This window comes from Streptomyces sp. SID11385 (assembly GCF_010548245.1).
Lineage (GTDB): Bacteria > Actinomycetota > Actinomycetes > Streptomycetales > Streptomycetaceae > Streptomyces.
Map to the genome: position 1 here is coordinate 1 of NZ_JAAGLR010000461.1, position 24162 is coordinate 24162.

General features: G+C 72.9%; 17 protein-coding genes and 1 pseudogene. 6 read left to right on the forward strand and 12 right to left on the reverse strand.

The genetic code is table 11. From position 1 onward, the window contains the following. On the forward strand, window positions 1-907 hold a 907-nt coding region (locus tag G3I42_RS14115), incomplete at its 5' end, for a M23 family metallopeptidase (RefSeq protein WP_164285915.1). A gap of 123 nt (window positions 908-1030) precedes the next feature. On the opposite strand, the gene pcrA is transcribed toward G3I42_RS14115, so the two are convergent. After that, on the reverse strand, window positions 1031-3520 hold the full coding sequence (gene pcrA / locus G3I42_RS14120) for a DNA helicase PcrA (protein WP_164285917.1): 2490 nt from the start codon (window positions 3518-3520) through the stop codon (window positions 1031-1033). A gap of 422 nt (window positions 3521-3942) precedes the next feature. Here pcrA and G3I42_RS14125 point away from each other — a divergent pair, with 422 nt between their 5' ends. Continuing rightward, complete coding sequence (locus tag G3I42_RS14125) at window positions 3943-5082, forward strand: C40 family peptidase (protein WP_203606794.1); 1140 nt, start codon at window positions 3943-3945, stop codon at window positions 5080-5082. Between the two features lie 68 nt (window positions 5083-5150). On the opposite strand, the gene G3I42_RS14130 is transcribed toward G3I42_RS14125, so the two are convergent. The 3 genes from G3I42_RS14130 to G3I42_RS14140 all read right to left on the reverse strand — a co-directional run bounded on the left by G3I42_RS14130 (window position 5151) and on the right by G3I42_RS14140 (window position 8544). Continuing rightward, window positions 5151-5504 carry a hypothetical protein gene (locus tag G3I42_RS14130; RefSeq protein WP_164285921.1) on the reverse strand — a complete coding sequence of 118 codons (354 nt, stop codon included), beginning with the start codon at window positions 5502-5504 and terminating at the stop codon, window positions 5151-5153. Between the two features lie 1065 nt (window positions 5505-6569). After that, window positions 6570-7274, reverse strand: a complete 705-nt coding sequence (locus G3I42_RS14135; RefSeq protein WP_164285923.1) for a response regulator transcription factor — start codon at window positions 7272-7274, stop codon at window positions 6570-6572. Further along, the gene (locus tag G3I42_RS14140; protein ID WP_164285925.1) at window positions 7267-8544 is read right to left on the reverse strand and encodes an ATP-binding protein; all 1278 of its coding nucleotides are present in this window, start codon (window positions 8542-8544) and stop codon (window positions 7267-7269) included. Before G3I42_RS14140 ends, G3I42_RS14135 begins: the two co-directional genes overlap by 8 nt. 258 nt (window positions 8545-8802) lie before the next feature. Here G3I42_RS14140 and G3I42_RS14145 point away from each other — a divergent pair, with 258 nt between their 5' ends. Together G3I42_RS14145 and G3I42_RS14150 are read left to right on the forward strand one after the other, a co-directional pair. Then, window positions 8803-10182 carry a PspC domain-containing protein gene (locus G3I42_RS14145; protein WP_164285927.1) on the forward strand — a complete coding sequence of 460 codons (1380 nt, stop codon included), beginning with the start codon at window positions 8803-8805 and terminating at the stop codon, window positions 10180-10182. Next, window positions 10172-10414, forward strand: coding sequence for a hypothetical protein (locus tag G3I42_RS14150; RefSeq protein ID WP_164285928.1), 243 nt, complete (start codon window positions 10172-10174; stop codon window positions 10412-10414). Before G3I42_RS14145 ends, G3I42_RS14150 begins: the two co-directional genes overlap by 11 nt. 4 nt (window positions 10415-10418) lie before the next feature. Here G3I42_RS14150 and G3I42_RS14155 read toward each other — a convergent pair whose 3' ends face one another. From G3I42_RS14155 to G3I42_RS14170, 4 genes are all read right to left on the reverse strand, one after another. Next, a complete protein-coding gene (locus G3I42_RS14155) occupies window positions 10419-10982 on the reverse strand; it encodes a DoxX family membrane protein (RefSeq protein WP_164285930.1) in 564 nt (187 codons plus the stop codon). A gap of 614 nt (window positions 10983-11596) precedes the next feature. Beyond that, window positions 11597-12481: a phosphotransferase gene (locus tag G3I42_RS14160; RefSeq protein ID WP_164285932.1), complete on the reverse strand. Its 885-nt coding sequence runs from the start codon at window positions 12479-12481 to the stop codon at window positions 11597-11599. A gap of 373 nt (window positions 12482-12854) precedes the next feature. Continuing rightward, a complete protein-coding gene (locus G3I42_RS14165) occupies window positions 12855-13136 on the reverse strand; it encodes a hypothetical protein (RefSeq protein WP_164285934.1) in 282 nt (93 codons plus the stop codon). Window positions 13137-13260: 124 nt separating this feature from the next. Next, entirely contained in the window at window positions 13261-14529 is a 1269-nt protein-coding gene (locus G3I42_RS14170; RefSeq protein WP_164285936.1) for a hypothetical protein, read from the reverse strand. 315 nt (window positions 14530-14844) lie between these two features. Between G3I42_RS14170 and G3I42_RS14175 the strand changes: the two genes are divergently transcribed. After that, window positions 14845-16158: an FG-GAP-like repeat-containing protein gene (locus G3I42_RS14175; RefSeq protein WP_164285938.1), complete on the forward strand. Its 1314-nt coding sequence runs from the start codon at window positions 14845-14847 to the stop codon at window positions 16156-16158. Between the two features lie 103 nt (window positions 16159-16261). Here G3I42_RS14175 and guaA read toward each other — a convergent pair whose 3' ends face one another. Beyond that, window positions 16262-17851 carry a glutamine-hydrolyzing GMP synthase gene (gene guaA / locus G3I42_RS14180; RefSeq protein ID WP_164285940.1) on the reverse strand — a complete coding sequence of 530 codons (1590 nt, stop codon included), beginning with the start codon at window positions 17849-17851 and terminating at the stop codon, window positions 16262-16264. Between the two features lie 465 nt (window positions 17852-18316). Here guaA and G3I42_RS14185 point away from each other — a divergent pair, with 465 nt between their 5' ends. Next, a complete protein-coding gene (locus G3I42_RS14185; protein WP_164285942.1) occupies window positions 18317-18736 on the forward strand; it encodes a chorismate mutase in 420 nt (139 codons plus the stop codon). A 630-nt stretch (window positions 18737-19366) separates the two neighbouring features. On the opposite strand, the gene G3I42_RS14190 is transcribed toward G3I42_RS14185, so the two are convergent. The 3 genes and pseudogenes from G3I42_RS14190 to G3I42_RS14200 form a co-directional block, all read right to left on the reverse strand. Beyond that, entirely contained in the window at window positions 19367-21292 is a 1926-nt protein-coding gene (locus G3I42_RS14190; protein WP_203606793.1) for a GMC family oxidoreductase, read from the reverse strand. Window positions 21293-21338: 46 nt separating this feature from the next. Next, a complete protein-coding gene (locus tag G3I42_RS14195) occupies window positions 21339-22976 on the reverse strand; it encodes a succinic semialdehyde dehydrogenase (protein ID WP_164285944.1) in 1638 nt (545 codons plus the stop codon). A 331-nt stretch (window positions 22977-23307) separates the two neighbouring features. Further along, window positions 23308-24162 (reverse strand): annotated as a pseudogene (locus G3I42_RS14200) (serine/threonine protein kinase); the annotation flags it as partial.

A 24162-nucleotide genomic window follows, 5' to 3' on the forward strand; every position in this document is an offset into this window, starting at 1 on the left:
CCCCGACCTGAGCACGCCCCCGCACGGCACCCCGCTCCTCACCCCGCCCGCCGCCGAGGCGCGCGAGCACGCCCCCGAGCCCCCGGCGGGCGATACCGACACGGGCGAGCTCCCCGTCGTCGGCTCCGACGCGCCTCCGTACGAGCCGGGCGAGCAGCCCGAGGCCGCGCGCGGGCGCGGCAGACGCCGCCCCGCCAAGCGCTCGGCGCTCCTCACCGTCGCCGTCCCCTCCGCCTGCGTCATGGGCGTCGCGGGTGTCGCCGCCGCCTCGGTCGGCGACTTCGGCGGCGACAGCACCAACGCCAATACGGCGAGCGCCCCGTCCTCGCCCGTCAAGGCCGCCGCGGCGAACAACAAGCTCGACACCCAGCTCGCCGACCTCTCCCGCGCCGCCGACGACGTCGCCGACCGCGCGAGCCGCACCCAGGAGCGCATCGACCTCAAGGCGAAGAAGGAGGCGGACCACAAAGCCGCCGTCGCCGAGGCCGCGCGCAAGGAGCGGGAGCGCCCCAAGTTCGTCCTCCCCGTCACCCAGCGCGGCCTCAGCGCCTACTTCGGCCAGGCGGGCGTCAACTGGATGTCACAGCACACCGGCATCGACTTCCCCGTCGCCTACGGCACCCCCGTCAAGGCCGCGACCGACGGCACCGTACGGAGCCAGTGGAACAGCGCGTACGGGAACATGGCGATCCTCACCGCGAAGGACGGCACACAGACCTGGTACTGCCACCTCTCCAGCACGACGCTCCCCAGCGGCACGGCGGTGAAGGCGGGCCAGGTCATCGCCCACTCGGGCAACTCCGGCAACTCGACCGGCCCCCACATGCACTTCGAGGTCCGCCCCGGCGCCGGCGCCGCGATCGACCCCCTCCCCTGGCTCCGCAGCCACGGCCTCGACCCGACGTAGAGCGGCGAATACCAGGCCCTCCGGCGATTGAGGAGCGGGGCACTGCCTCAAGCCCCTCCGGCGATTGAGGAGCGGGGCATGGGGCGCAGCCCCACGAACCCCCGCCGCCATGGCACCCCCGCGCTACAACTTCTCGACCGGCGCATACCGCAACAGCAACCGCTTCGGCTTCTCCCCCCCGAAGTCCACCGTCGCCTCCGCGTTGCTCCCTGCCCCCTTCACCCCGACAACCGTCCCCAGCCCGAACTGGTCATGGGTGACCCGGTCCCCGATCGCGAGAGCGACCACCGGCTTCTCCTCCGCCCGCCGCGTCGCGAACGCGGGCGCACCGCGCCGGGCGCGCGAGGAGGAGAGCGAGGCGGCGATCCCGGCGGCCGGACCCGCGGCGACCTTCGCGGGCGCCGCGCCCGTCCGCTTCCACTCCAGGTGATCGGCGGGGATCTCCTCCAGGAAGCGCGAGGGCGGGTTGTACTGTGGCTGACCCCACGCGCTGCGCAGCGTCGAGCGGGTGAGGTAGAGCCGTTCGCGGGCGCGCGTGATGCCCACGTACGCGAGCCTCCGTTCCTCCTCCAGCTCCTTGACCTGCCCGAGCGCCCGCATGTGCGGGAAGACGCCGTCCTCCATGCCGGTGAGGAAGACGACGGGGAATTCGAGGCCCTTCGCGGTGTGCAGCGTCATCAGCGTGATGACGCCGTCGCCGTCCTCCTCGTCGGGGATCTGGTCGGAGTCGGCGACGAGCGCGACCTTCTCCAGGAACTCCGCGAGTGTCCCCGTACCCTCCTCGTCGCTCCGCTCCTGCTCGAACTCCAGGGCCACGGAGGCGAGTTCCTGCAAGTTCTCGATGCGGGTCTCGTCCTGCGGGTCGGTCGACGCCTGCAACTCGGCGAGGTAGCCGGTCCGTTCGAGGACGGCCTCCAGGACGACCGCGGGGCCCGCGCCCGATTCGACGATCGTGCGCAGTTCCTCCATCAGCGTGTTGAACCGCTTGATCGCGTTCGCCGAGCGCGCCGCCATCCCGTACGCCTCGTCGACGCGCTTGAGCGCCTGCGGGAACGTGATCCGCTCGCGCTGCGAGAGCGCGTCGATCATCGCCTCGGAGCGCTCGCCGATGCCGCGCTTGGGCACGTTGAGGATGCGGCGCAGGGGCACGCTGTCCTCCGGGTTGGCGAGAACGCGCAGGTAGGCGAGGACGTCGCGGACCTCGCGGCGCTCGTAGAAGCGGACGCCGCCGACGACCTTGTAGGGCAGGCCGACGCGGATGAAGACCTCTTCGAAGACACGGGACTGCGCGTTCGTGCGGTAGAAGACGGCGACGTCCCCCGGCTTCGCGTCGCCCGCGTCGGTCAGCCGGTCGATCTCGTCGGCGACGAACTGCGCCTCGTCGTGCTCGGTGTCGGCGACGTACCCGGTGATCTTCGGGCCGTTGCCCGCCTCGGTCCACAGGTTCTTCGGGCGGCGGTTCTCGTTCCGCTCGATGACGGCGTTGGCGGCGGAGAGGATCGTCTGCGTGGAGCGGTAGTTCTGCTCCAGGAGGATCGTCGTCGCGTTCGGGTAGTCCTCCTCGAACTGGAGGATGTTGCGGATCGTGGCGCCGCGGAACGCGTAGATCGACTGGTCCGCGTCACCCACGACGCACAGCTCGGCGGGCTCGGGCGCCGGGCCGCCGTCGTACCCCGTCCCCCCGTCCGCGGGCCCGACCAGCTCCTTGACCAGCGTGTACTGCGCGTGGTTGGTGTCCTGGTACTCGTCGACGAGGACGTGCCGGAAGCGGCGGCGGTAGTGCTCGGCGACATCGGGGAACGCCTGGAGGAGGTGGACCGTCGTCATGATGATGTCGTCGAAGTCCAGCGCGTTGGCCTCGCGCAGGCGCGCCTGGTACATCGTGTACGCCTGCGACAGCGTCTTCTCGAAGGCCCCGGCCGCCTCGCCCGCGACCTCGTCGGCGTACGCCTCGGAGTCGATCAGCTCGTTCTTGAGGTTCGAGATCTTCGCCGTGAACGACTTCGGCGGGTAACGCTTGGGGTCGAGGTCCAGGTCGCGGCAGACGAGCGCCATGAGCCGCTTGGAGTCGGCGGCGTCGTAGATCGAGAAGGAGGACGTGAAGCCGAGTTTCTTCGACTCGCGGCGCAGGATGCGCACGCACGCGCTGTGGAAGGTCGACACCCACATCGCCCCGGCGCGCGGCCCGACGAGCTGCTCGACGCGCTCCTTCATTTCGCCCGCGGCCTTGTTCGTGAAGGTGATCGCGAGGATCGCGCCCGGGTGCACACCGCGCTGACCGAGCAGGTACGCGATGCGGTGCGTGAGCACACGGGTCTTGCCCGAGCCCGCGCCCGCGACGATGAGCAGCGGCGAGCCGCTGTGCACGACGGCGGCGGCCTGCTCCGGGTTGAGCCCGGTGAGCAGCGCCGCCGGGTCGATCACGGGGCGTGGCGCGCCGTCCCGGTAATGGGTGTCCCGGGGCGGGGGCGCGTCGAACTTCCCGCCGAACAGGTCCGCCGGGATCTCCTCGGCCGGGACCCCGTCCTCGGGGGGCGGAGGGGGCTCCTCCTCGCCCGATGCCGGGGAGGAGGCCATGTCCGCCAGGAAGCTGTCGTCAAAGAGGCTGCTCATCGCCTCCCGAGTCTAGGCGGCCCCACCGACAACCGGGGGCGGGACGGGGGATCGGGGGGCGGGGTGGGCGCGGGGGTGGGGTGTGGACCGGTGCGGGGGCGGGGTGGCGCGGGTCGGCCGGCACGGGCGGGGTGGCGCGGGCGGGCTGGCCGGCTGGCCGGCTGGCCGGCTGGCCGGCTGGCCGGCTGGCCGAAAATCTATCGGGCATATCGCCTACGGTCCTTCCCCCGCGCCCCCCGGCTTGGCTAACGTGCCGGGCGCGGCCCCCACCGCCTGCCCGACCGAAAGGAGCGTGCGGCGTGACGTCGAGCGTGCCCCCCACTTCCGTGGTACCCCCGCGTACCACCGCCCCCCGCGTCCTCGCGCCCCGCCCCGCCCGCCGTGCCCCCGCACACCGCAAACCGCGCCGCGCGAACCCCGCCCTGGCCCGGACCGGCTTCGGCGTGACGACCGCCGCGCTCACCTCCGTCGTGCTGCTCGCCCCGCAGGCGAGCGCCGATCCGGCCACCGACCGGCCCTCCGTCGAGGACGTCCAGCGCAAGGTCGACAGCCTCTACCGCGAGGCCGGGACCGCCACGCAGAAGTACAACGCGGCCAAGGAGCGCACCGACAAGCAGCGCACGGAGGCCAACGACCTGATCGACGCGCTCGCCTCCTCCACCGAGGACCTCAACCACTCCCGCGAGGACCTCGCCCGCTACGCCGCCGCCCAGTACCGCGACGCCAGCGGCGGCTTCGCCGGCACCGCCACGATGCTCCTCGCCGACGACCCGCAGAGCTTCTTCGACCAGAAGTACGTGCTCGACCGCCTCGCCGCCGACCAGCACACGAAGGTACGTGAGTTCCGCGACCAGCAGGCCGCCACGGCCCGTAAGCGCACCGAGGCCCAGGAGAGCCTGAACCAGCTCACCACCGCGCAACAGGACCTGCGCACGAGCAAGACCGAGGTCCAGGGCAAGCTCACACAGGCCCGCGAACTCCTCACCCGCCTGACCGCCCAGGAGAAGGCCCGCCTCGCCGAACTCGAACGCCGCAAGGAGGCGGAGGCGAAGAAGAAGGCGCAGGAGGAGGCGGCCCGGCAGAAGAAGAAGGCCGAGGCGGAGCAGGCCGCTGCCGCCGAGGCCGCGAAGAAGGAACCGGCCGCGACGGACAGCGGCTCGGCGACGAGTACGGGGACGGGAACGAGCACGGGCGCCGCTTCCGGCTCGTACACCGCGAAGGCCGAGAAGGCGATCGCCTTCGCCCGCGCCCAGATGGGCAAGCCGTACGTATGGGGCGCCACGGGGCCCGGCTCGTACGACTGCTCCGGACTCACCCAGGCCGCCTGGAAGGCCGCGGGAATCGACCTGCCGCGCACGACCTGGGACCAGGTCGAGGTCGGCACCCGCGTCAGCGTCGACGACGCCGTCCCCGGCGACCTCGTCTTCTTCTACGACGACATCAGCCACGTCGGCCTCTACATCGGCAACGGCGAAATGATCCACGCCCCCAAGCCGGGCGCCTCGGTCCGCGTCGAATCCATCTACTACATGCCGATCTACGGAGTCGTCCGCCCCGCCTGACCAGCCCCCCGCCACCGGCCGAGGGACGCCGCCCGCGAGCGCGGGGACCCCGCCCCCGACTCCCCCGCTCAGTGCCAGGTGACCGCGATGAAGATGTTGGCCAGGGTGAGCGCGCCCACCACGCCGAAGAGCGGCTTCGGAACGCGCTCGTCGTCGCGCTTCACGTACACGAGCGCCAAGATCACGATGAGGAACGCGAGCTTGATGCCGATCTTCGTGTTGTTGAGCGAGTAGTCCTGAGCCTGGTTGAGACCGACGAGGACCGCCCCGGTCACGAGCATCGTGAGCGCGCCGTGCAGCATCGCCGGCGTGAAACGGGCCGTACCGGCGCCCATCGCCTTCATCTGCGTGAGGAACCCGCCGAGCAACGCGCCGATCCCGATGATGTGCAGGCCCACGAAGACATTGATGAGGACGTCCATGCCAGCGACCCTATGCGGGCACCAAGGATCACCAGCGGGCGGGTGGGGCAGACCGCTCACGAGCGCGGGCAGCGGCAGCGGCAGCGGCAGCGGAAGGGGGCCGGCGGGGCGGGTGCGCGGGCCGCGAGGACTGACGGGCTGCTCAGGGAGTCCCGAAGGCCGCAGGCGCTGGCGGGCTCGGAGAGTCGCGGCGCTGTCGGAGACGCCGGACTCCGGCCGGACGGCGCGACCACGGAAGGCCGACGGGCCTCGGGCCACGGGAGGTCGGCGAGCCGGCGAGCCGGCGAGGCCAGGGAACCGCCGGGGGGCTGGCGACTCGGTAAGGGTTAGCGGTCCCGGTGGGGGGTGACTGGCTCGCGGAAGCTCCACAGGCGGGCGCGCTTCGGACCGCCGCTGAGCGTGAATGGGCTAGGGACGCTGACAGAAGGCGGCCGGACTCGGGCGCCACCGGAAGCGGAAGCGGAAGCGCTCGGTGGATCGCTGGAGGCGGGCGGGATCGGGGCACCGCAGGAGGCGAGTGGGACCGGGGTCTCCGCAGGGGTCGGGCGGGACCGGGGCGCCCGCGGGGACGGGTGGACTCGGAAGCTGCGAAGTCCGACAGGCCCGGGACAGCCGTGACCTCGCGGGACCGTCAGACGCTGGGGGCGCCGGACGCTGGCGGGCTCGCGAGATCTCCGGCGGTGGCGGGTCGCCGGGGCGCACCGCCGAAGGCGGGTGCGCTCGGCTCGGCGGACTACCGGGGTGGGCGGCCACGCGGACCCCGCTGGCGGACTCGCGGACGTGCGGGCCACTGGGCCGAGCCGGGCTGGGCACCGTGGCGTGCCGAGCCCCGCGACGTGCTGGCCGAGCGCGGCGTGCGGCTCGCCGTGGCGTACCGTCCACCGTCACGTGCGGGTCGCCGTGGCACGCCGGCCACCGTGGCACGCAAGTCACCGTGCAATGCCGCGGAGCCCGCCGCCGCTCGCCCAGCGGGTCCAGCGCGTCCAACGGGCCGCCCGCCACAGCCGCTCCGGTCGCCGTCCCGTGTCCACCGCCAGGTCGTTGCGACGCGTCGGCCTTCGGCGGTCAGACGAGGCGGCGGGCGGCGGCCCAGCGGGTCAGCTCGTGCCGGTTGGAGAGCTGGAGCTTGCGCAGCACCGCGCTCACGTGCGACTCGACCGTCTTCACCGAGATGAACAGTTCCTTGGCGATCTCCTTGTACGAGTGGCCGCGCGCGATGAGCCGCAGCACATCGCGTTCACGCTGGGTGAGTTTGTCGAGTTCCTCGTCGACGGGCGGGACCGTGTTGTTCGAGAAAGCGTCGAGCACGAAACCCGCGAGCCGTGGCGAGAAGACGGCGTCGCCCTCCTTCACGCGATGGATCGCCGCGACGAGCTCGGTGCCGTTGATCGCCTTGGTGACGTAACCACGCGAGCCCGCCCGGATGACTCCGATGACGTCCTCGGCGGCGTCCGAGACCGACAGCGCGAGGAACCTGACCGGCCGCTCGACGTCCGTGACGAGGTCCACGCACCGCTGGAGGACCGAGAGCCCTCCGCCGCCCGGCAGATGCACGTCGAGCAGCACCACATCCGGCATCAGCTCACGCACACCCCGCACCGCAGCGTCCGCGTCGGCCGCCTCGCCGACCACCGTGACACCGTGCTCCCCTGGATGATCGATCTCCGCCCGTACCCCCGCACGGAACATCCGGTGGTCGTCCACGAGCAAGACACGCACCACGCCCGCGTCCCCCTCCTGGCCCGGGCCCGTCTCCGTCGGTTCACTCATCCCGCAGCCTTTCCATTTCCAGTTCCACCACTGTTCCCCCGCCCGGCGCCGGACGGATCGTCGCCCGTCCTCCGTTGCGCCGCATCCGGCCGATGACCGACTCCCGGACCCCCATGCGGTCCGCCGGCACCGCCTCCGGGTCGAAGCCGGGACCGTGATCCCGCACGGAGACGAATACCTGCCCCGCCTCCGCCTCCGCGTACACCTGCACCTCGCCGCCGCCACCGTACTTGGCGGCGTTGACCATGGCCTCCCGCGCGGCCTGCATCATCGCGGAGAGCGCGTCGTCGAGTTCGCTGTCGCCGACGATGACGACCTCCAGCGGCACACCGTGCTTGTCCTCCACCTCGGCAGCCACCTTCCGCACGGCGTCGGCGAGCCGCGTCGGCTCCTCCTCGTCCCGCCCGCTGCCCTCCGGACGCCGCAACCACTCGCGCAGGTCCCGCTCCTGGGCCCGGGCCAGCCGCCGCACCTCCTGTGGTCGTTCGGCGTGACGCTGGATCAGCGTGAGTGTGTGCAGGACGGAGTCGTGGACGTGCGCCGCGACCTCTGCGCGTTCCTGCGCCCTGATCCGCATGAGGCGTTCCTCGGACAGGTCCTGTGTCATTCGGATGAGGTACGGACCGACGAGGAGGACGAGGCCCACGAGGACGGCGAGGGCCGCCTGGAAGGCCGAGCCCAGGTGCTGCGCCGAGCCCTGGAGCACGATGATCACGGAGACGCCCGTGCCGACGAGGACGACGCCCGCGGCCGCGCGCAGCACGTTGAGGGTGCGACGCCGGCTGCCGATCTCGACCCAGCGGGCACGCCGGGCGTTGTCCGCCTGCCGCCACACGAGCGCGACGCCCGCGCCGACGAGGACCCCCGGCACGAGATAGCCGCGCGCCGTCTCCCCGATGTCCGTCCTCGCTGCGTAGGCGAGCGCGACGATCAGCATCAGGAGCAGGGCGATCAGTTGGCCCCTGTCCCGTGCGGTGCTCTTCGCGACCCAGGCGCGCCACGGAACCCGGCCGCGCGTCCCGGCTTCGCCGGGCTCGCCGACTCCGCCGACACCGAGCGGGACGAAGAACCAGAAGGCGGCGTAGAGAAGGGTGCCGAGCCCGTTGACGAGGAGCAGACCGATGAAGACGGCGCGCACCCAGAAGACAGGCAGCCCGAGGTGTCCGGCGAGACCCCGCGCCACTCCCCCCAGCAGGCGACCCTCACCGCTGCGATAGAGCTTGCGCGGAGGCCGGTCCGGTGCGCTGGGTACCGAGGTGGCTTCCGACATGCTTCGATCCTCACACGCGAAAACACGCCTGCCATCAGGGTTCTCCCCTAGAACAACCCTGAGATTTCCCCTATAAGCACTGAAAAACGGCGCTCCGCCTATCGGGCGTCCATCTCCGTTGCAGGGCAGGGGCGTTGACGCCCTCCGGGCCCTTCGGTCGAGTGTCGCCGCGAAGGCGTCCGTATCAGGGTCGTCTCAGGGTTTCTTTCAGGGTGATCCCTGATGCCCGAGGGGGTTCCGAGCCGCCACCATGAACCCATGACGCATTTCCGGACCGGCGCTCAGCCGCCTCCCCCGCCCACCGAGGCGGGCGGGTCACCGCCTTTCTGGCAGGGATTCCGCCGCGACCGCCGGCACAAGGTGCTGGGCGGCGTGTGCGCGGGCCTGGGCCGGCAGTGCGGAGTCGACCCGGTGATCTTCCGCGTCGTGCTCTCGGTCCTGGCCGTCGCGGGAGGCATCGGGCTGATCGTGTACGGCGTCGTGTGGCTCGTGGTCCCCTTCGACGACGGGGAGGAGAGCGAAGGCCGCCGGATGCTCACCGGCCAGGTCGCCGGGCCGGGGCTCGCCGCGCTGCTCTCCGTCCTGGTCGGCTGCGGTGTCTTCCTCTCGACGCTCGGGGACGGTGACGTCCTCTTCTTCTCCGCTCTGGTGCTCGTCCTCACGGCGGGCGCGGGGTACTGGTCGCGGCGACGCGAGGGCACGGCCGGGCACGATGCCCCGGCCGAGGGTGTCGCGGCGGACGCGCCACCGGAGACGAAGGCCCCGCCGGTGCGCATGGCGCCGTCATGGTGGCGCGAGCAGGGACCGACCCCCGCGGAAGAGGCACTCGCCGCGCGCGTGTACCTGTGGGGGCCTCCCGAGTACGACCCCGAGGTGTACGTCTCGCTCACGAAGGACGGCGCGACGGCGACGAGCGATACGGAGACGCAGCGGGCGGGCGGGGACCGCCGCGAGGGACCAGCCGGGCCCGTGCCCACGGAGGGGCCCGACGACGGCGGCTCGCGTGCGCGGCGGTACGGGATCGGGGGCTGGACGTTCCTGGCCGCGCTCATCGCGGGGGTCGCGGGAGCGGCATCGACGTGGGAGAGCGAACCGCTGAGGTCGAGCCTCGTGCTCGGGCTGTCGCTGGCTCTCGCGGCATTCGGGACCGGTCTCGCGGTGGGCGCCTTCGTGGGACGGATCGGGGGCGGCACGATCGTTCTCGCCCTGATCACCTGTGGGCTACTCGCCGCCTCGGCGGCGCTCCCGAAGGACATCACGGCGGAGTGGCAGACGGCGGACTGGCGGCCGACCTCGGTCGCCGCGGTCCGTCCCGAGTACCGCGTGGGAACAGGCACAGCCTCGCTCGACCTGCGGGACGTGCCCTTCGGGAAGGACGACACAGTGCGGACCGACATCGAGGTGAAGGCGGGCCGGCTCGAAGTGCTCGTCCCCGCGGGGACGAGGGTGGAGCTGCGCTCCGACATCGGCTTCGGCGGCCTGCGCCTGCCGGACTACGCGAGGGACCGCGTCCACGGCGCCGTCGATGAGCAACGGACCCGCACACTCCCCGCACGCAAGGGCGCCCCGCGCGAGGGGACACTCATCCTGCGGACACGGCTGGAACTGGGCGAGCTGGTGGTGGACCGTGCGCACTGAATTCCGCGCCGGGCGGCTCGTCCTGGGCCTGGCGTTCCTGCTCGCCGCCGCGCTCTACCTCTCGGACCTCGCGGGCAACGACGGCATCCCGTGGTGGACGGTGCTGCCGCTGGCCGGCGGCGCGCTGGTCCTCGCGGCGGTGGCGGGCCTGCTCGGGTACGGAGTACGTCGCGCCCGACGGCGCCGCGCGGACCCGGCGGACGACCCACCACCGGCGGGCCGAACGCGGTGACGGCTCAACGCTTCCAGGTGTTGCCGAAGCCGCCGTGGCGGAAGACGGCCCTGCGGCGCCCGGAACGGAAGGAGTCGAAGGAGAGGTACGGGGCCCCGGCGAGCAGAAGCGGGAGCCAGGCCATGAGGTAGACGAGGTCGTTGCCGTAGTAGTACGGCGTGGCCGACCAGCTCACCGTGAGCCACAGACAGAGCGAGATCACCGCGCCACCGAGAGCGGCGACGCGGCCGAAGACGCCGAGGAGGGTGCCGAGACCGACGAGGAGTTCCCCGATGGCGAGCGCGTATCCGAAGCCGACCGGGCTGTGCAGGGCGAGATCCACGAGAGCCGGGACGCCGGCGCTCCCCTTCACGGACCGCAGGAGGTCCCCGAGCGAACCGTTCCCGGAAGAGGAGAGGAAGGCACTGTCGGTGAGCTTGTCGATACCGGCGTAGACGAAGGTGACGCCGAGGAACACCCGCAGCGGAAGCAGGGAGTACCGCCCGAGCCGCGCCCGCAGGCCGCCGTCCGGCAGGTTGCCCACCCCGCCACCGGGGCCGGACGGGAGGAGGGGAGTACCGGAGGTCATCGGTTCGCCGCCTTTCGGGGGACACGGGAGGAAACGGAGCGGTGACCGCCGGAACCTCACACCCCGCAGCCCACCACGTTCGACCCTACGCACCCCTGGGGAACTCCCGACCGGGCGGGGCGGAGGCCGTGGGCGTCGATCACCACGGCGTGGTGGTGCTACGTGCCGCTGTCCAGTCGGGCCCGGATCTCGGGCACGTTCCCTTCCGCCACCTCGTCGTCATTCTGGTCCCGGAGATGATCTCGCCAACGTTGTCCTGCGGAGCGATCGAGTCGCGGCTTCCCGTGGGTTGTCGAGTCGTCGCGGGGCTCCGGGCGGCCTCCGCCGATCCCAGGAATGACCGGTCCGAACCTGCCAAGAAGGTAAGACCGGGCGACCGGGCAAGTCGACCGGGCGACGGGCCGGGCGGGGCCAGCCGGCAGCGGGCCTGACCGGGCGCGAAGTCAGGGGCCGAGGGGCCGAGGCGGAGCGCGACCGCGCCGCGCAACCACACGGGGCGGCGCTCCCACCTGCCACCTACCGGCCCCCAGCCCCCAGCCCCCAGCCCCCAGCCCCCAGCCCCCAGCCCCCAGCCCCCAGCAAGGGTGCCCCGGTGTGTGGGGGCACGTGGGGTGTCAGGGGACGTAGCGGTCGGCCAGGTCGAGCCAGGAGGTGGGGGTGGGGCCGGAGGGGGTGGGGTGGCGGATGGTCCAGTCGGTCAGGCGGAGGCTCATGTGGGCCCAGGCGGGGGTAAGGATGCGGTCGGGGAGGGTGGCGAGGAGGGCGTCGAGGCGGTCGGTGACGGCGGGGGAGGCGTTCGCGGCATGGAGGCCGAAGCGGAGGGTGACGAGGTCGAAGTGGCGGTCGCCGCGTGCGGCGCCGTCCCAGTCGATGACGCCGGTGATGTCCGGGCCCGTGGTCAGGAGGTTGCCGGGGTGGAAGTCGTAGTGGACGGCGTCGTTCCCGGGAAGCGAGGGCGGGTAGCGGTCGGCGAGGGCGGAGATCCGGCGTTCGAGCGCGGCGGTGCGGGGGCTGTGGTGGCGCAGTGGTTCGTGGAGGCAGAAGCCGGGGCCGTCGTCGCGCAGGTGGAGGGCGGCGGCGGGAATCCGGGGATGGGCGGCGAGGAGGTCTGCTTGGGAGTGGTTGAGGCGCAGCAGTTGGTCGAGGTGCGCGGGGGTGAGGGGGTCGGGGCTCGTGCCGGGGAGGAGTTCCTGCACGGTGACGACGGCGTCGCCGAGCTGGGCGACGAGGTCGGTGGCGGGCGCGGGGTACCCGGTGTGCCGCAGTGCCTCGACGACGGCGAGCGCTCCGGTCCGTGCCGCGGTGACGGAAGTGCCCGGTCGCCATTTCAGCACGCCGCGTCGTCCGTCCTCCTCCCACCGCACGTAGGCCGCCCCGACCTGTCCGCCCGGGCAGGGCCCCTCCACCACGAGCCGTGTTCCCCGCGTGCGGAGGGCGTCCACCACCCGTCGCGCGTCGAGCCGTGCCACGGTCGTCCAGCCGGAGGAGGAGGCAGTCATGTTCCCTATTGTCGTGAGCGGTTGACCGCCGCGGGAATCACCGACGCCGGAATCGGCGGCCGCGATCAGGCCCTGCGGGGGCCACCGTCCGCCTCCCGCGTCCACCAGCCTGGGCGGCTCCACCGCTCCGGGCCGCCCACGGACCCGGTGCCGGGACATCAGGAGCGGTCGCCACGCCGGGCGACTCGCACCGCCACCTCACCCCGCACCATCCGTCATCGGCACACCGCCCCCCGACCGCCAACACCGCCGCCCAGCCCGGCCCATGACGCAAGCCGGACGCAGACCCGACCCCGGTTCCGACCCTGGCTCCGGCTCCGGCCCCCGCCTCACCCCCCAGCCCGCCCCATCTCACCTCCACCCCCACCTCATCTCACCCCCCACCTCCCCCCGTCGTCAGACGCACACCGTCGACGCCGTCGAAGGACGTGACTCTGGCCTCGGTCGGCGGGGAGTCGGGGCGGAGCAGGGTGAACCAGGGGTCCGTGTCCAGGAGGAAGGTGAGGATCTCTGCCGTGTCCTCGTCCGGTGCGGTGAGGGTCGCGTCCCAGGTGCCGGGGCTCGTGGTCGCGCGCAGGCGGATGGGGAAGGTCGCGGCGTTCGTGCTGGTGTTGGCGCGCCACTCCAGGAGGGCGTGGTCCGTGTCGGCGTTCACGCCACTGAGCGTAACTCCCTTGCGGGAGTTCGGCGTTCGTCTTGTGTCCGAATCGCCGTCGTACGCAACAACTTGACCCGCGCCAGGACCGGAGTTCCGGTTACCGCCCGTGCGCGGGGGGTCGTCAGTCCACCAGGCCCATGCCCGCCTCGTTGCTCTCCACGCCCGCCGCCGTGATGACCTGAACGGTGACGCGCCCCGGCTCGACCTCGGCGGGGATGGGAACGGTGAGGAGGGTGTCGGTCGGGTTGGTGAAGCCGCCCGGGACCGGGATGAGCGGGACGTGCACCTGGACCTGGCCGATACGGACCGCCATGCGGACGAGGGCCTGCGGGGTCTCGGCGCCCGCCGGGAGGAAGCCGGCGCCGCGGATCTCGATGTCGTCGCCGGTACGGATCGGCGCGTCCAGGTCGCCGGCCTCGCGCGTGCGGACGACGGAGTGGATGACGGGGCCGCCGCCCTCGGTGGCCTTGCCCGCGAGGTAGGTGGCGGCGGAGACGAGGGCGAGGACGGCGAGCGCCCAGGGCAGATCGGGGAGTTGTTCGGGGCGGCGGGCGAGCCGGACGGCGCAGAAGACGAGCGCGGCGGCGTGCACGAGCACGTACTGGCTGTCGGTGAAGCTGCCGTGCCCGGAGTCGTCGGTGAGGAGGTCGGCGGCGCGCGGCCGGTCGGCGCGCACCTTCTGGAGGCGCCGCCCCCGTACCCGTACCCCCACCGTGTAGTGCACGAGCACGGCGACCGCGCAGCTCGCCGCCAGGACCGTCAACAGGCCGACTCCGCGTCCGAGTTCGAGTCCGTCCAGGAGTTCCGCGCGGCGGTCGTGGCCGGAGGCGCCGGCGAGTTCGCCCGCGAGGACGAGGACCGCGTACACACTGAAGACGATCCAGCAGGCGGCAACGGTGCGCGAGGTGGACAGGCGCTGGTCCTCGCCGACGACGGGCGCGAGGACGCCGCCGCGCGCGCGGTGGAAGTGGGCGGCGACGGCGAGGAGGGCGGCGAGGAGGACGGCGGCGACGAGACCCGCGCTGCGGGCGGTGGTCCACCCGGCGCCGAGCGCGGTGAGTCCCTGCACGAGCAGCAGGACGAGGAGGATCGCGCCGAGGGCGACGAGGGTCGCGGGGCGCAGCCGGTGGAGCCAGGAGAGGGCTTCGCTCCGGCCTCGTTCGGCGACGAGGCGCGCGGACTCGGCGAGTTCGTCGGAGACCCACTGGCGGCTCGCGCCCGCGGAGTGCGCGACGGCGGCCGGGAGGCCCCTGCCGTCCGCGAGTTCCTCGCGCCGCCGGACGAACGCGGCGACCGCGCGCTGGTGCCCGTTGCGGGCGCCCGCGGGGCAGTCCGCACAGGTGCAGCCGCCCTCGTGCCGCTCCCGGCTCGTGTCCTGCTGTACGGCCACCGGCCCGTCCCCGTCCCTACTCGCGAGCCCCCGCCGGTACGCGGCCACGGGCCCCCCGTCCCGCCGCCTGGCGGGTGCGCCGAACTCTGCTGTGATGTACGGGAATTGTGCCTTACGTGGGACGGCGGAGCCCTCCCGGGGCCGGGTCCGGGCAACACCACCGGGCGCACGCGAAGTGCCGCGCGCCCCCCGCGTCACCCGAACACCACCCAAGAGGCACATTTCCTCCCCAACTTCTGGCGTCCGGCGCGCATCTGAAAGTACGTACGGCCCACCCCGCACCCGCGGGACACCGCCTCGCTCCTGGAGGAACCCATGTCCGTCCGGCTCACTTTCGCCCTGCGCTGCGCCTCCGTCGCCGCGCTGCTCACGGCTCCGCTGGTGCTCGCCCCGGCGGCCGGGGCGGCGCCGAAGGCGGCCTCCGCGCTCCCGGCGGACATCGTTGTCACGGCGCCGGGCGGCGACTACGTGAGCGTGCTGACGAAGGGCGACCCGGGGCGGCACCGCGAGCTGCCGGGCGCGCGGCCCGTCGTACGTGACCTGGACGGCGACGGGCTCAAGGATCTCGCCGTGCAGCGGGACCAGGAGGACGGCGGGGGCGTGGCGGTGTACTGGGGCACGGATTCCGGTTACGCGGCCGAGCCCACCGCGGTGAAGGGCGCCACTCTCGATTCCGGGCTCACGGCGGGCGACTTCGACGGGGACGGGCACGTGGACCTGATCGCCGCGGGCCCCGAGGGGCCCGGCGACGTGCGGCTGGGCGTCGCGTACGGGCCGCTGAAGCGGGACGGGTCCCCGGCACGTACGGCGAAGCTCGACACGGGGGAGACGTTCGCGCCCGACGAGATCGTCTCGGGCGACTTCAACGGCGACGGCAGGGCCGATGTCGTCACCGAGCACTCGTTCGAGGAGGCCGGCCACCCGAGCCAGCTGTGGACCGGCAGCGCGAAGGGCCTCGGCACCACCTCGCGCGAGCTCGCGATCGCCGGCGCGATGGCCGCGGGGGACGTGGACGGGGACGGCGTCGACGACCTCGTCATCCGGGCCGTGCCGGACGGGCTGGTCGAGGAGCTGGACTTCGACCACGGGACCGTGCAGGTGCTGTACGGGTCCGGGACGGGGCCCGGGAAGCCGGTCAGCACGATCACGCAGAACACGAAGGGCGTGCCCGGCGTCAACGAGGACGGCGACGCGTTCGGCGCCTCGCTCGCGGTGGGGGACGTGGACGGCGACGGCTGCGCGGACGTCGCGGTGGGGGTGCCGGGCGAGGCGCTGAAGCGGGACGGCGGGAACCTGGCCGACGCGGGGTCCGTGGTGCTCCTCAAGGGCTCCTGGAAGGGGCTCACCGGGGAGGGCGCGACGGCGGTCAACCAGGACACGAAGGGGGTGCCCGGGGTGTCCGAGGCGGGGGACGGGTTCGGCTCGGTGGTCTCCCTGCGGGACATCGAGGGGGACGGGCGGACCTCGCTCGTCGTCGGGGCGCCCGGTGAGGACACGGACGCCGAGGACTCGGGGGCGGCGTGGGTGCTGCCGAAGGGGGCGGCGAGCGGCGCCCGGGCCGTGAACCCGGGGGACCTGGGACGTACGGGGAACGAGGGGGCGCGGTTCGGGGCGGACTTCGGGCGGTAGTCCGCCCGGTAGCCGGCCGGCCGCGGGTGTGCGTGGGGCTCCGCCCCGCACCCCGCTCAATCGCCGGAGGGGCGAAGAATCAGCCCCTCCGGCGATCAGGGATTCACTCCCACTCGATCGTCCCCGGCGGCTTGCTCGTGACGTCGAGGACGACGCGGTTGACGTCGGCGACCTCGTTGGTGATGCGGGTCGAGATGCGTTCGAGGGTCTCGTAGGGGAGGCGGGACCAGTCGGCGGTCATCGCGTCCTCGGAGGAGACCGGGCGCAGCACGATCGGGTGGCCGTACGTGCGGCCGTCGCCCTGGACGCCGACGCTGCGGACGTCCGCGAGGAGGACGACGGGGCACTGCCAGATCTGCCGGTCCAGACCCGCGGCCGTCAGTTCCTCGCGGGCGATCGCGTCGGCCTCGCGCAGCAGGTCGAGGCGCTCGCGCGTGACGTCGCCGACGATGCGGATGCCGAGCCCCGGGCCCGGGAAGGGCTGGCGCTGGACGATCTCCTCGGGCAGGCCCAGCTCCTGGCCGACCGCGCGGACCTCGTCCTTGAAGAGCTTGCGGAGCGGCTCGATCAGCTCGAACTCCAGGTCCTCGGGGAGGCCGCCCACGTTGTGGTGGGACTTGATGTTCGCCGTGCCCGTACCGCCGCCCGACTCGACGACGTCCGGGTAGAGGGTGCCCTGCACGAGGAAGGCGACGTCGGCGCCGTCCGCCGCGTTCTCCGCGACGATCTCGGCCTGCGCCTGCTCGAAGACGCGGATGAACTCGCGTCCGATGATCTTCCGCTTCTGCTCCGGGTCGCTCACCCCGGCGAGCGCGTCCAGGAAGCGCTCGGAGGCGTCGACGACCTTGAGCTGGACGCCGGTCGCCGCGACGAAGTCCTTCTCGACCTGCTCCGTCTCGCCCTTGCGCATGAGGCCGTGGTCGACGTACACGCAGGTGAGCTGCGAGCCGATCGCGCGCTGCACGAGCGCCGCCGCGACGGCCGAGTCGACGCCGCCGGACAGGCCGCAGATCGCGCGCTTCGTGCCGACGCGGGCGCGGATCTCCTCGACCTGCTCCTCGATGACGTTGCCGGTCGTCCAGTTCGGCTCGATGCCGGCGCCGCGGTAGAGGAAGTGCTCCAGGACCTGCTGGCCGTGGGTGGAGTGCATCACCTCGGGGTGGTACTGGACGCCGTAGAGCTTCTTCTCGTCGTTCTCGAAGGCGGCGACGGGGACGACCGAGGTCGAGGCCGTCACGTCGAAGCCGGCCGGGGCGGCGGAGCAGGCGTCGCCGTGCGACATCCAGACCTGCTGCTCCTCGGGCGTGCCCTCGAAGAGGGTCGACGCGGCCTTGCTGACGTTCAGCTCCGTACGGCCGTACTCGCGCGCACCCGAGTTGTCGACGGTGCCGCCGAGCGCCGTGGCCATGAGCTGGAAGCCGTAGCACATGCCGAAGACCGGGACGCCGGCCTCGAAGAGCGAGGCGTCCAGCGAGGGCGCGCCCTCGGCGTAGACGGAGGAGGGGCCGCCGGAGAGGATGATCGCGGCCGGGTTCTTCGCGAGCATCTCGGCGACGGGCATGTCGCTCGGGACGATCTCGCTGAAGACCCGGGCCTCGCGGACCCTGCGGGCGATGAGCTGGGCGTACTGGGCGCCGAAGTCGACGACCAGAACGGTGTCGGGGGCGGCGTCGGACGCGGGGGACACGGGCACTGCGGCGGCCTTCCGGCGGGGATGCGGAGTCGGGACAAGGCGCCGGTGCACGGGGTACGGGTCCCGGGCGGCGCCCGGGGCGGGCCTGCCGGGTCCGCCCGGACGGCACGGTGCCTCGTCACTGAGTCTAACGGGGGACGGATGTCACCCATTCCGCCGCAGATCAGGCGGGTGCCGGACCCCGCGTTCCGGGGGGCCGGGTAGGAGGGGGATACTGGCTCCGTGATCACGCACCACAACGTCTTCTTTACGTATGGCATCCGGCCCGCCGGCTGCCATGGTCGTGCTGCTTGAGCACAGCGACGTAACCAGGCGCCCCGGGCCGACAAGGCCCGGGGCGTTCTGCGTTTCCGGACCTGGTCGCCCCGGGGCCCTTCACCCGACCGACCCCGACCAGACGACACGGACGACCCGTCCCCCGCACCCAGGGGCCCACCCGCCCCGGCACCGAAGGAGCCACCTGCCATGACCAGCCTCCCCGAGACGACGACGACCGATACGGCCGGTACGGACACAGCCGCCGGCGACGCCACCCCCGGCACCGCCGCCGTCCCCGACGTCCCCGCCGTTTCCGCCACCCCCGCCACGCCGCAGGGCTGGGCGCGCAAGCGGTCCACCGCGCCGACCGGGTCCATCCCCGAGCACGAGCGGATGATCACCGACGCGCGCGGGCGGATCGACGCGATCGACGACCGCATCATCGGGCTCATCCAGGAGCGCTCCGCCGTCTCGGCCGTCGTGCAGAAGGCGCGCGTGGAGGCGGGCGGGCGGCGGGTGAACCTGTCGCGCGAGATGGAGGTCCTGAGCCACTACCGCGACGCGCTCGGCAAGCAGGGCACGGCGCTGGCGATGACGCTGCTGGAACTGAGCCGGGGACGGGCCTGAGGCGCGGACGGGCCGGAACCGCGGACCGGCCCCAGGCGCGGCGGCCGCGCCACCCTCGGCGTGGGAACTGGCGAACTGGCCCTCACCGGTGCGTGACCAGTCGGCCGTGGGCGTCGTTGTCCCGTTGACCGCATCGGCCAGGTGCGGGACCGCAACACCACGCGTGGCTTCGCTGGAGCGATGAGACGTCCGCCTCGTGCGGTACGTCGTGGGACCTCGCTTCAGCGCGGTGACCGGACGGCAGGGGACAGCCGGCCCGGTCACGCGGCGGCCGGTTCCGGGGACGCCCGGGACCGGTCGCACACGGCGGGCCTCGACGACTCCCCGCGAGGGGACCGTTAAGGTCTCGTACGTCCCGGTCGGCACCGTCCCGTGCCGACAGCGCATACTTGAGTACCGGATGCCCCTCGCGGACCTCCGGACAATTCCAGACCAGCGACGCCGTATCCCCCCCTCGGCGCCGCTCCCCCGGTGCCGCCACCGCCCTGGCGGCACCGCAGGCGAAGACCCCGTGGCACCCCGCCCGCCGCGGGGTCTTCCGCTGTCCGCACGCGGATTCCGGGCGCGGGGGCCCGTGGCGTGGCGGATCTCACAGCGCCGCCGTGACCTTCGCCACGAGCCCGCCTCGGCTCAGGCCGTCTCGTCGCGTACGGGCGCGTCGCCCCGCATGGGCGCCTCGTCCCGTACCGCCGCCCCATCCGTCGCCCCTTCCCGCACCTTCGGCATGCCCAGGAACGGCAGTCGCAGCGCCCCGAAGGCGTCCGCGGGGACGGCCGGGGTGTGCGGGGCGACGGGGGTGAGGCGTTCGTAGGGGGCACCCTGGGCGGGGCGCGGGTCGGGCTCGTCCTTGTTGGGCCACAGGGACATCGCGCGTTCGGCCTGCGCGGTGATCGTGAGGGACGGGTTGACGCCGAGGTTCGCGGAGACCGCCGAGCCGTCCACGACGGAGATCCCCGGGTGCCCGTAGAGGCGGTGGTAGGGGTCGATGACGCCGTGGTCCGGGTCGGCGCCGATGGGGCAGCCGCCGAGGAAGTGTGCGGTGAGCGGGGTGCCCATCAGCTCGCCGACGTTGCTGCCCGCGAAGCCGTTGATGTCGCGGGCCAGGAGCGTGGCGGCCTCGGTCGCGGCACGGATCTGCGTGGGGTTCGGAGCGCCGTGGCCCTGCCGCGCGGTGAGCAGTCCCTTGCCGGGGCCGCGCGGACGGCGGTACGTCGTCAGGGAGTTGTCGAGCGACTGCATCACAAGGCCGATGATGGTGCGCTCGGACCAGCGGCGGTTGGAGAGCGAACGGCCGGTCAGGACGGGGTGTTTGACCGTGTTGAGGAGCCAGCCGAGCGCGCGGGGCAGCTTCTCGGCGTAGGGCACCTGGAGGATCGTGAGCCCGCCCATGGCGTTCGACCTGCGGCCGTAACGGACCGGCTCGATATGGGTGTTGGCGTCCGGGTGGATGGACGAGGTGATGGCGACGCCGCGCGTGAAGTCGGGTTCGGCGCCGTGGGCGGCGCGGTAGCGGCGCGGGGTGGTCTGGGCGCCGACGAGCGCTTCGGAGTTGGTCCGCGTGAGGGTGCCGAGCCGGGCGGAGGTGCGGGGCAGGAGGCCGCTGTCCCGCATGCGGTGCAGGAGGGTCTGGGTGCCGTACGTGCCGGCCGCGAGGACGACGTGGCGGGCGGTGTAGACGCGGTGGGCGCCCTTGCGGGGCTTGTCGGTGGGCAGCGTGCCGACCGCGAAGCCGCCGCGCGAGTCCTCGGTGAGGGTGCGCACGGTGGTGAGCGGGTGGATCACGGCGCCGTTCTTCTCGGCGAGGTGGAGGTAGTTCTCGTTGAGGGTGTTCTTGGCGCCGTGGCGGCAGCCCGTCATGCACTCGCCGCACTCGGTGCACGCGCGCCGCGAGGGCCCCTCGCCGCCGAAGTACGGGTCGGGCACCTCGGCGCCGGGCGCGGCCCGACGGCTGCCGTCGCCGTCCTCGCCGTCCCCGAAGTAGACGCCGACCGGGGCGAGATGGAAGGAGTCGCCGACGCCCATCGCCTCGGCCGCGTTCTTCAGGTGCACGTCCGAGGGCGTGACGGTCGGGTTGAGGCGCACCCCGAGCATCCGCTGCGCCTGCGCGTAGTACGGCTTCAACTCGCCCGCCCAGTCGGTGATCTCCTTCCACTGCGGGTCCTCGAAGAAGGCGCGCGGCGGTACGTAGAGGGTGTTCGCGTAGTTGAGGGAGCCGCCGCCGACCCCGGCGCCCGCGAGGACCATGACGTTGCCGAGCAGATGGATGCGCTGGATGCCGTAGAGGCCGAGCGCGGGCGCCCACAGGTAGTTCTTCATGTCCCATGAGGTGCGCGGCAGTTCGTCGCGGGTGAAGCGGCGGCCCGCTTCCAGGACGCCCACCCGGTAGCCCTTCTCGGTGAGCCGCAGCGCGCTGACCGCACCACCGAAGCCGGAGCCGATGACGAGGACGTCGTAGTCGTAACCGGGGCCGGAGCCGGGGCCGGGGCCGGAGCCAGGACTGTCCCCGTCGTGCTTCGCGTCCGCGTTCCGTTGCTGGGCGGAGTTCTCCCCTGACATGGACCCTCCTCGTCGAAAGCCGCTGGTGGAACGGTGGTTGGGGTGCTCAGCGCAGGCGCAGTGCCTTCATCACCTTCAGGCTGCGGCTCATGAAGGCCGCGTAGGCGGCGTCGTCCATGCCGAGGGACGGCCCCATGGGCAACAGGCGCTGTTGCGCGATGGTTTGGGGCTCGGTGTATTTCAACAGCCCCTCTGAGCCGTGCCTGCGGCCGATCCCGGACTCCTTCATGCCGCCCATCGGGGCGCGCACGCTGCCGTAGGCGGGCGCGTACCCCTCGTTGACGTTGACGGTCCCGGCGCGCAGCCGCGAGGCGACGGCGAGGGCGCGCTTCGCGTCCTTCGTCCAGACGCTCGCGTTGAGGCCGTACGGCGTGGAGTTGGCGCGCGCGACGGCCTCGTCCTCGTCGGTGAAACGGTAGAGCGAGACGACGGGGCCGAAGGTCTCGTCGGCGCACACGGCCATGCCCGGCTCGACGTCCGCGAGGACGGTCGGCTCGTAGAAGTACGGGCCGAGGTCGGGCCGCGCGACCCCGCCCGCGAGGACGCGCGCGCCCTTCGCGACGGCGTCGTCCACGTGCGCGGTGACGGCGGCGAGTTGGCGCGGGCCCGCGAGGGAGCCCATGTCGGCCCCGTACGAGAGCGACGTGCCGAGGCGCATGGTCTTGACGCGCGCCACGAAGCGCTCCGTGAACGCGTCGGCGACCGACTCGTGCACGTACAAGCGCTCGATGGAGATGCACAGTTGGCCCGCCGAGGCGAAGCAGGCGCGGACCGCTCCGGCCGCCGCCTTCTCCACGTCGGCGTCGCGCAGGACCAACATCGGGTTCTTGCCGCCGAGTTCGAGCGAGAAGCCGACGAGCCGCTCCGCGGCGCTCCGGGCGACCTCGCGTCCCGTGCGCGTCGAGCCCGTGAAGGACACGTAGTCGCCGCGCGAGACGACCTCGGGGCCGACGGCGGCTCCCTCGCCCAGCACGATCTGGAAGGCGTCGGCGGGCAGCCCCGCCTCGATGAGGAGTTCGCGGGCCCACAGGGCGCTCAGCGCGGTCTCCGTGTCGGGCTTCATGACGACCGCGTTGCCCGCGACGAAAGCGGGCAGCGCGTCGCCGACCGACAGCTCGAAGGGGTAGTTCCACGGGGCGATCTGGCCCACGACCCCGCGCGGGACGCGCTGTTCGGTGACGCGTGTGAGGGTCGGCACGGCGCCGAGGTGGTGCTTCGGCTTGAGGTAGGCGGGGGCCTTGAGGCCGTAGTGGCGCGCGGCCATCGCGACGGCTTGCAGCTCCTCGTGCGCGTGCAGCCGCGCCTTGCCGGTCTCCAGCTGGACGAGGTCGAGGATCTCGGCCTGGCGCTGGAGGACGAGGTCGTGGAAACGGAGCAGGACGACGGCGCGTGCGCGGACGGGCGTCGCGGCCCACGCGGCCTGCGCGGCGCGAGCGCGCGCGAAGGCGGCTTCGACGTCCTCGGGGCGCGCCTCGGGCAGCTCGGCGAGCACGCCGCCGCCGAACGGCGTGTGGTTCGCGGTACGTCCCGAGCCGCCGATGCCCTTGAGCAGCCGCGCGAGCACCTCGGGGGTGACCACGTCGGCCGCCGTGCGGACGCCCTCGGGTACGGGGGCCTGGGGGTTCGTACCGATGGCCTGCGGTGCGGGGCCGGTGGGTGCCGCCGAGGCGTGCGTGTCCGTCATGGGCGTGAGCGTACGACTTCGGGCCGGTCTTGGGTACCCGCCGGTAACACTTTCCACGGGGCTTCCACGATTCTGCCAGTGGGTGGTGGCGGGGTGGGGGGAATCACCTAGGGGTGTCCCTTACATGCGTGTTCGTCCCCCTGGGGCCACCAACGCGCGAGAGCGTACGGAAGTTCCCGGCCCGCGCGTTCGGTGCCCGACGGCCGGCGAGACACCCCGGCACCCGATGTCCGATGTCCGATGCCCTTCGCCCGACATCCGGCGCCCTGCGCCGATGCCCGACACCCGGCACCGCGCCCGGCGCCCAACTCCCCCGAGGCGCCCCGCCCCCTCACTTCACCTGGTACGTGGCGAGGGCCTGCTCGTAGTAGCGGCTCACATCGTCGCGGTTCGCGTCGAGGCCGCGGATCTGGAGGACGTGGTACTTGCCGTCGACGGCCATGACCATGTTCCTGGCGAAGATGTCACCGTCGTCGCCCGGCCAGGTGAACTGCCCCTCCGCCATCTTCCGCCCGCCCTCCTCGATCTCGCGCATCCCGGTCGACGTGACCCAGCTCGACTCGCGGAAGGGCCGCGTCTCGGGCTCGGACTCGCGCTGGTAGCGCAGCAGGTCGTTGCCGAACTCGGTCACCGAGTCGCGCCCGGGGACGACGATCAGCTCGTAGCTGCCCCGCGTCCACCGCACCTGCCCCTGCGGGTTGCGCGCGTGCCGGGCCCAGCCCTTGGGCACGGCGAGCTGGAAACCGGCCGGGTCCTTGTAGAGGACGAAACCGGCGGGAAGCTTGGGCCCGGAGGGCTTCTTCTCCTTCGCGGTCGGCTCGTCCCCGGGCTTCTCCTCGGGCGAGGCGGCGGGCGAGGAGGCGGGCGGCGCGGAGGTGGGCGCGGGCTTCTCCAGGGAGCCCGGCGCGTGGCTCAGCTCGGTGCCCGTCCGTGCCTGGTCGCTCTCGTCGGCCTTCGGGAGGAAGACCATGGCGTACACGATCGTGCCCGCGAGCAGCACGAACACTGCGACGAGCAGCGTCCGCCCGAGCGAACGCGGCGCGCGCGGACGCCTGGTGTCGCGGGCGGGAGTACGGGTGCGACGCGTCCGGTCCGCACCCCGGCCACGGGCGCCGCGCGACGCGGTACGGGCGCTGCCGGGCGCCTCGGGCGGTGAGTACGCGGCGGCGAGGCCGTAGAGCGGCGT

What these genes read in the sequence shown, in the direction of transcription:
- G3I42_RS14190 (WP_203606793.1), bottom strand. Translation starts at nt 21,292, where the DNA reads ATGTCAGGGGAGAACTCCGCCCAGCAACGGAACGCGGACGCGAAGCAC.
- G3I42_RS14155 (WP_164285930.1), bottom strand. Translation starts at nt 10,982, where the DNA reads ATGACCTCCGGTACTCCCCTCCTCCCGTCCGGCCCCGGTGGCGGGGTG.
- G3I42_RS14145 (WP_164285927.1), top strand. Translation starts at nt 8,803, where the DNA reads ATGACGCATTTCCGGACCGGCGCTCAGCCGCCTCCCCCGCCCACCGAG.
- G3I42_RS14135 (WP_164285923.1), bottom strand. Translation starts at nt 7,274, where the DNA reads ATGAGTGAACCGACGGAGACGGGCCCGGGCCAGGAGGGGGACGCGGGC.
- G3I42_RS14140 (WP_164285925.1), bottom strand. Translation starts at nt 8,544, where the DNA reads ATGTCGGAAGCCACCTCGGTACCCAGCGCACCGGACCGGCCTCCGCGC.
- pcrA (WP_164285917.1), bottom strand. Translation starts at nt 3,520, where the DNA reads ATGAGCAGCCTCTTTGACGACAGCTTCCTGGCGGACATGGCCTCCTCC.
- G3I42_RS14195 (WP_164285944.1), bottom strand. Translation starts at nt 22,976, where the DNA reads ATGACGGACACGCACGCCTCGGCGGCACCCACCGGCCCCGCACCGCAG.
- G3I42_RS14185 (WP_164285942.1), top strand. Translation starts at nt 18,317, where the DNA reads ATGACCAGCCTCCCCGAGACGACGACGACCGATACGGCCGGTACGGAC.
- G3I42_RS14175 (WP_164285938.1), top strand. Translation starts at nt 14,845, where the DNA reads ATGTCCGTCCGGCTCACTTTCGCCCTGCGCTGCGCCTCCGTCGCCGCG.
- G3I42_RS14130 (WP_164285921.1), bottom strand. Translation starts at nt 5,504, where the DNA reads ATGGACGTCCTCATCAATGTCTTCGTGGGCCTGCACATCATCGGGATC.
- G3I42_RS14160 (WP_164285932.1), bottom strand. Translation starts at nt 12,481, where the DNA reads ATGACTGCCTCCTCCTCCGGCTGGACGACCGTGGCACGGCTCGACGCG.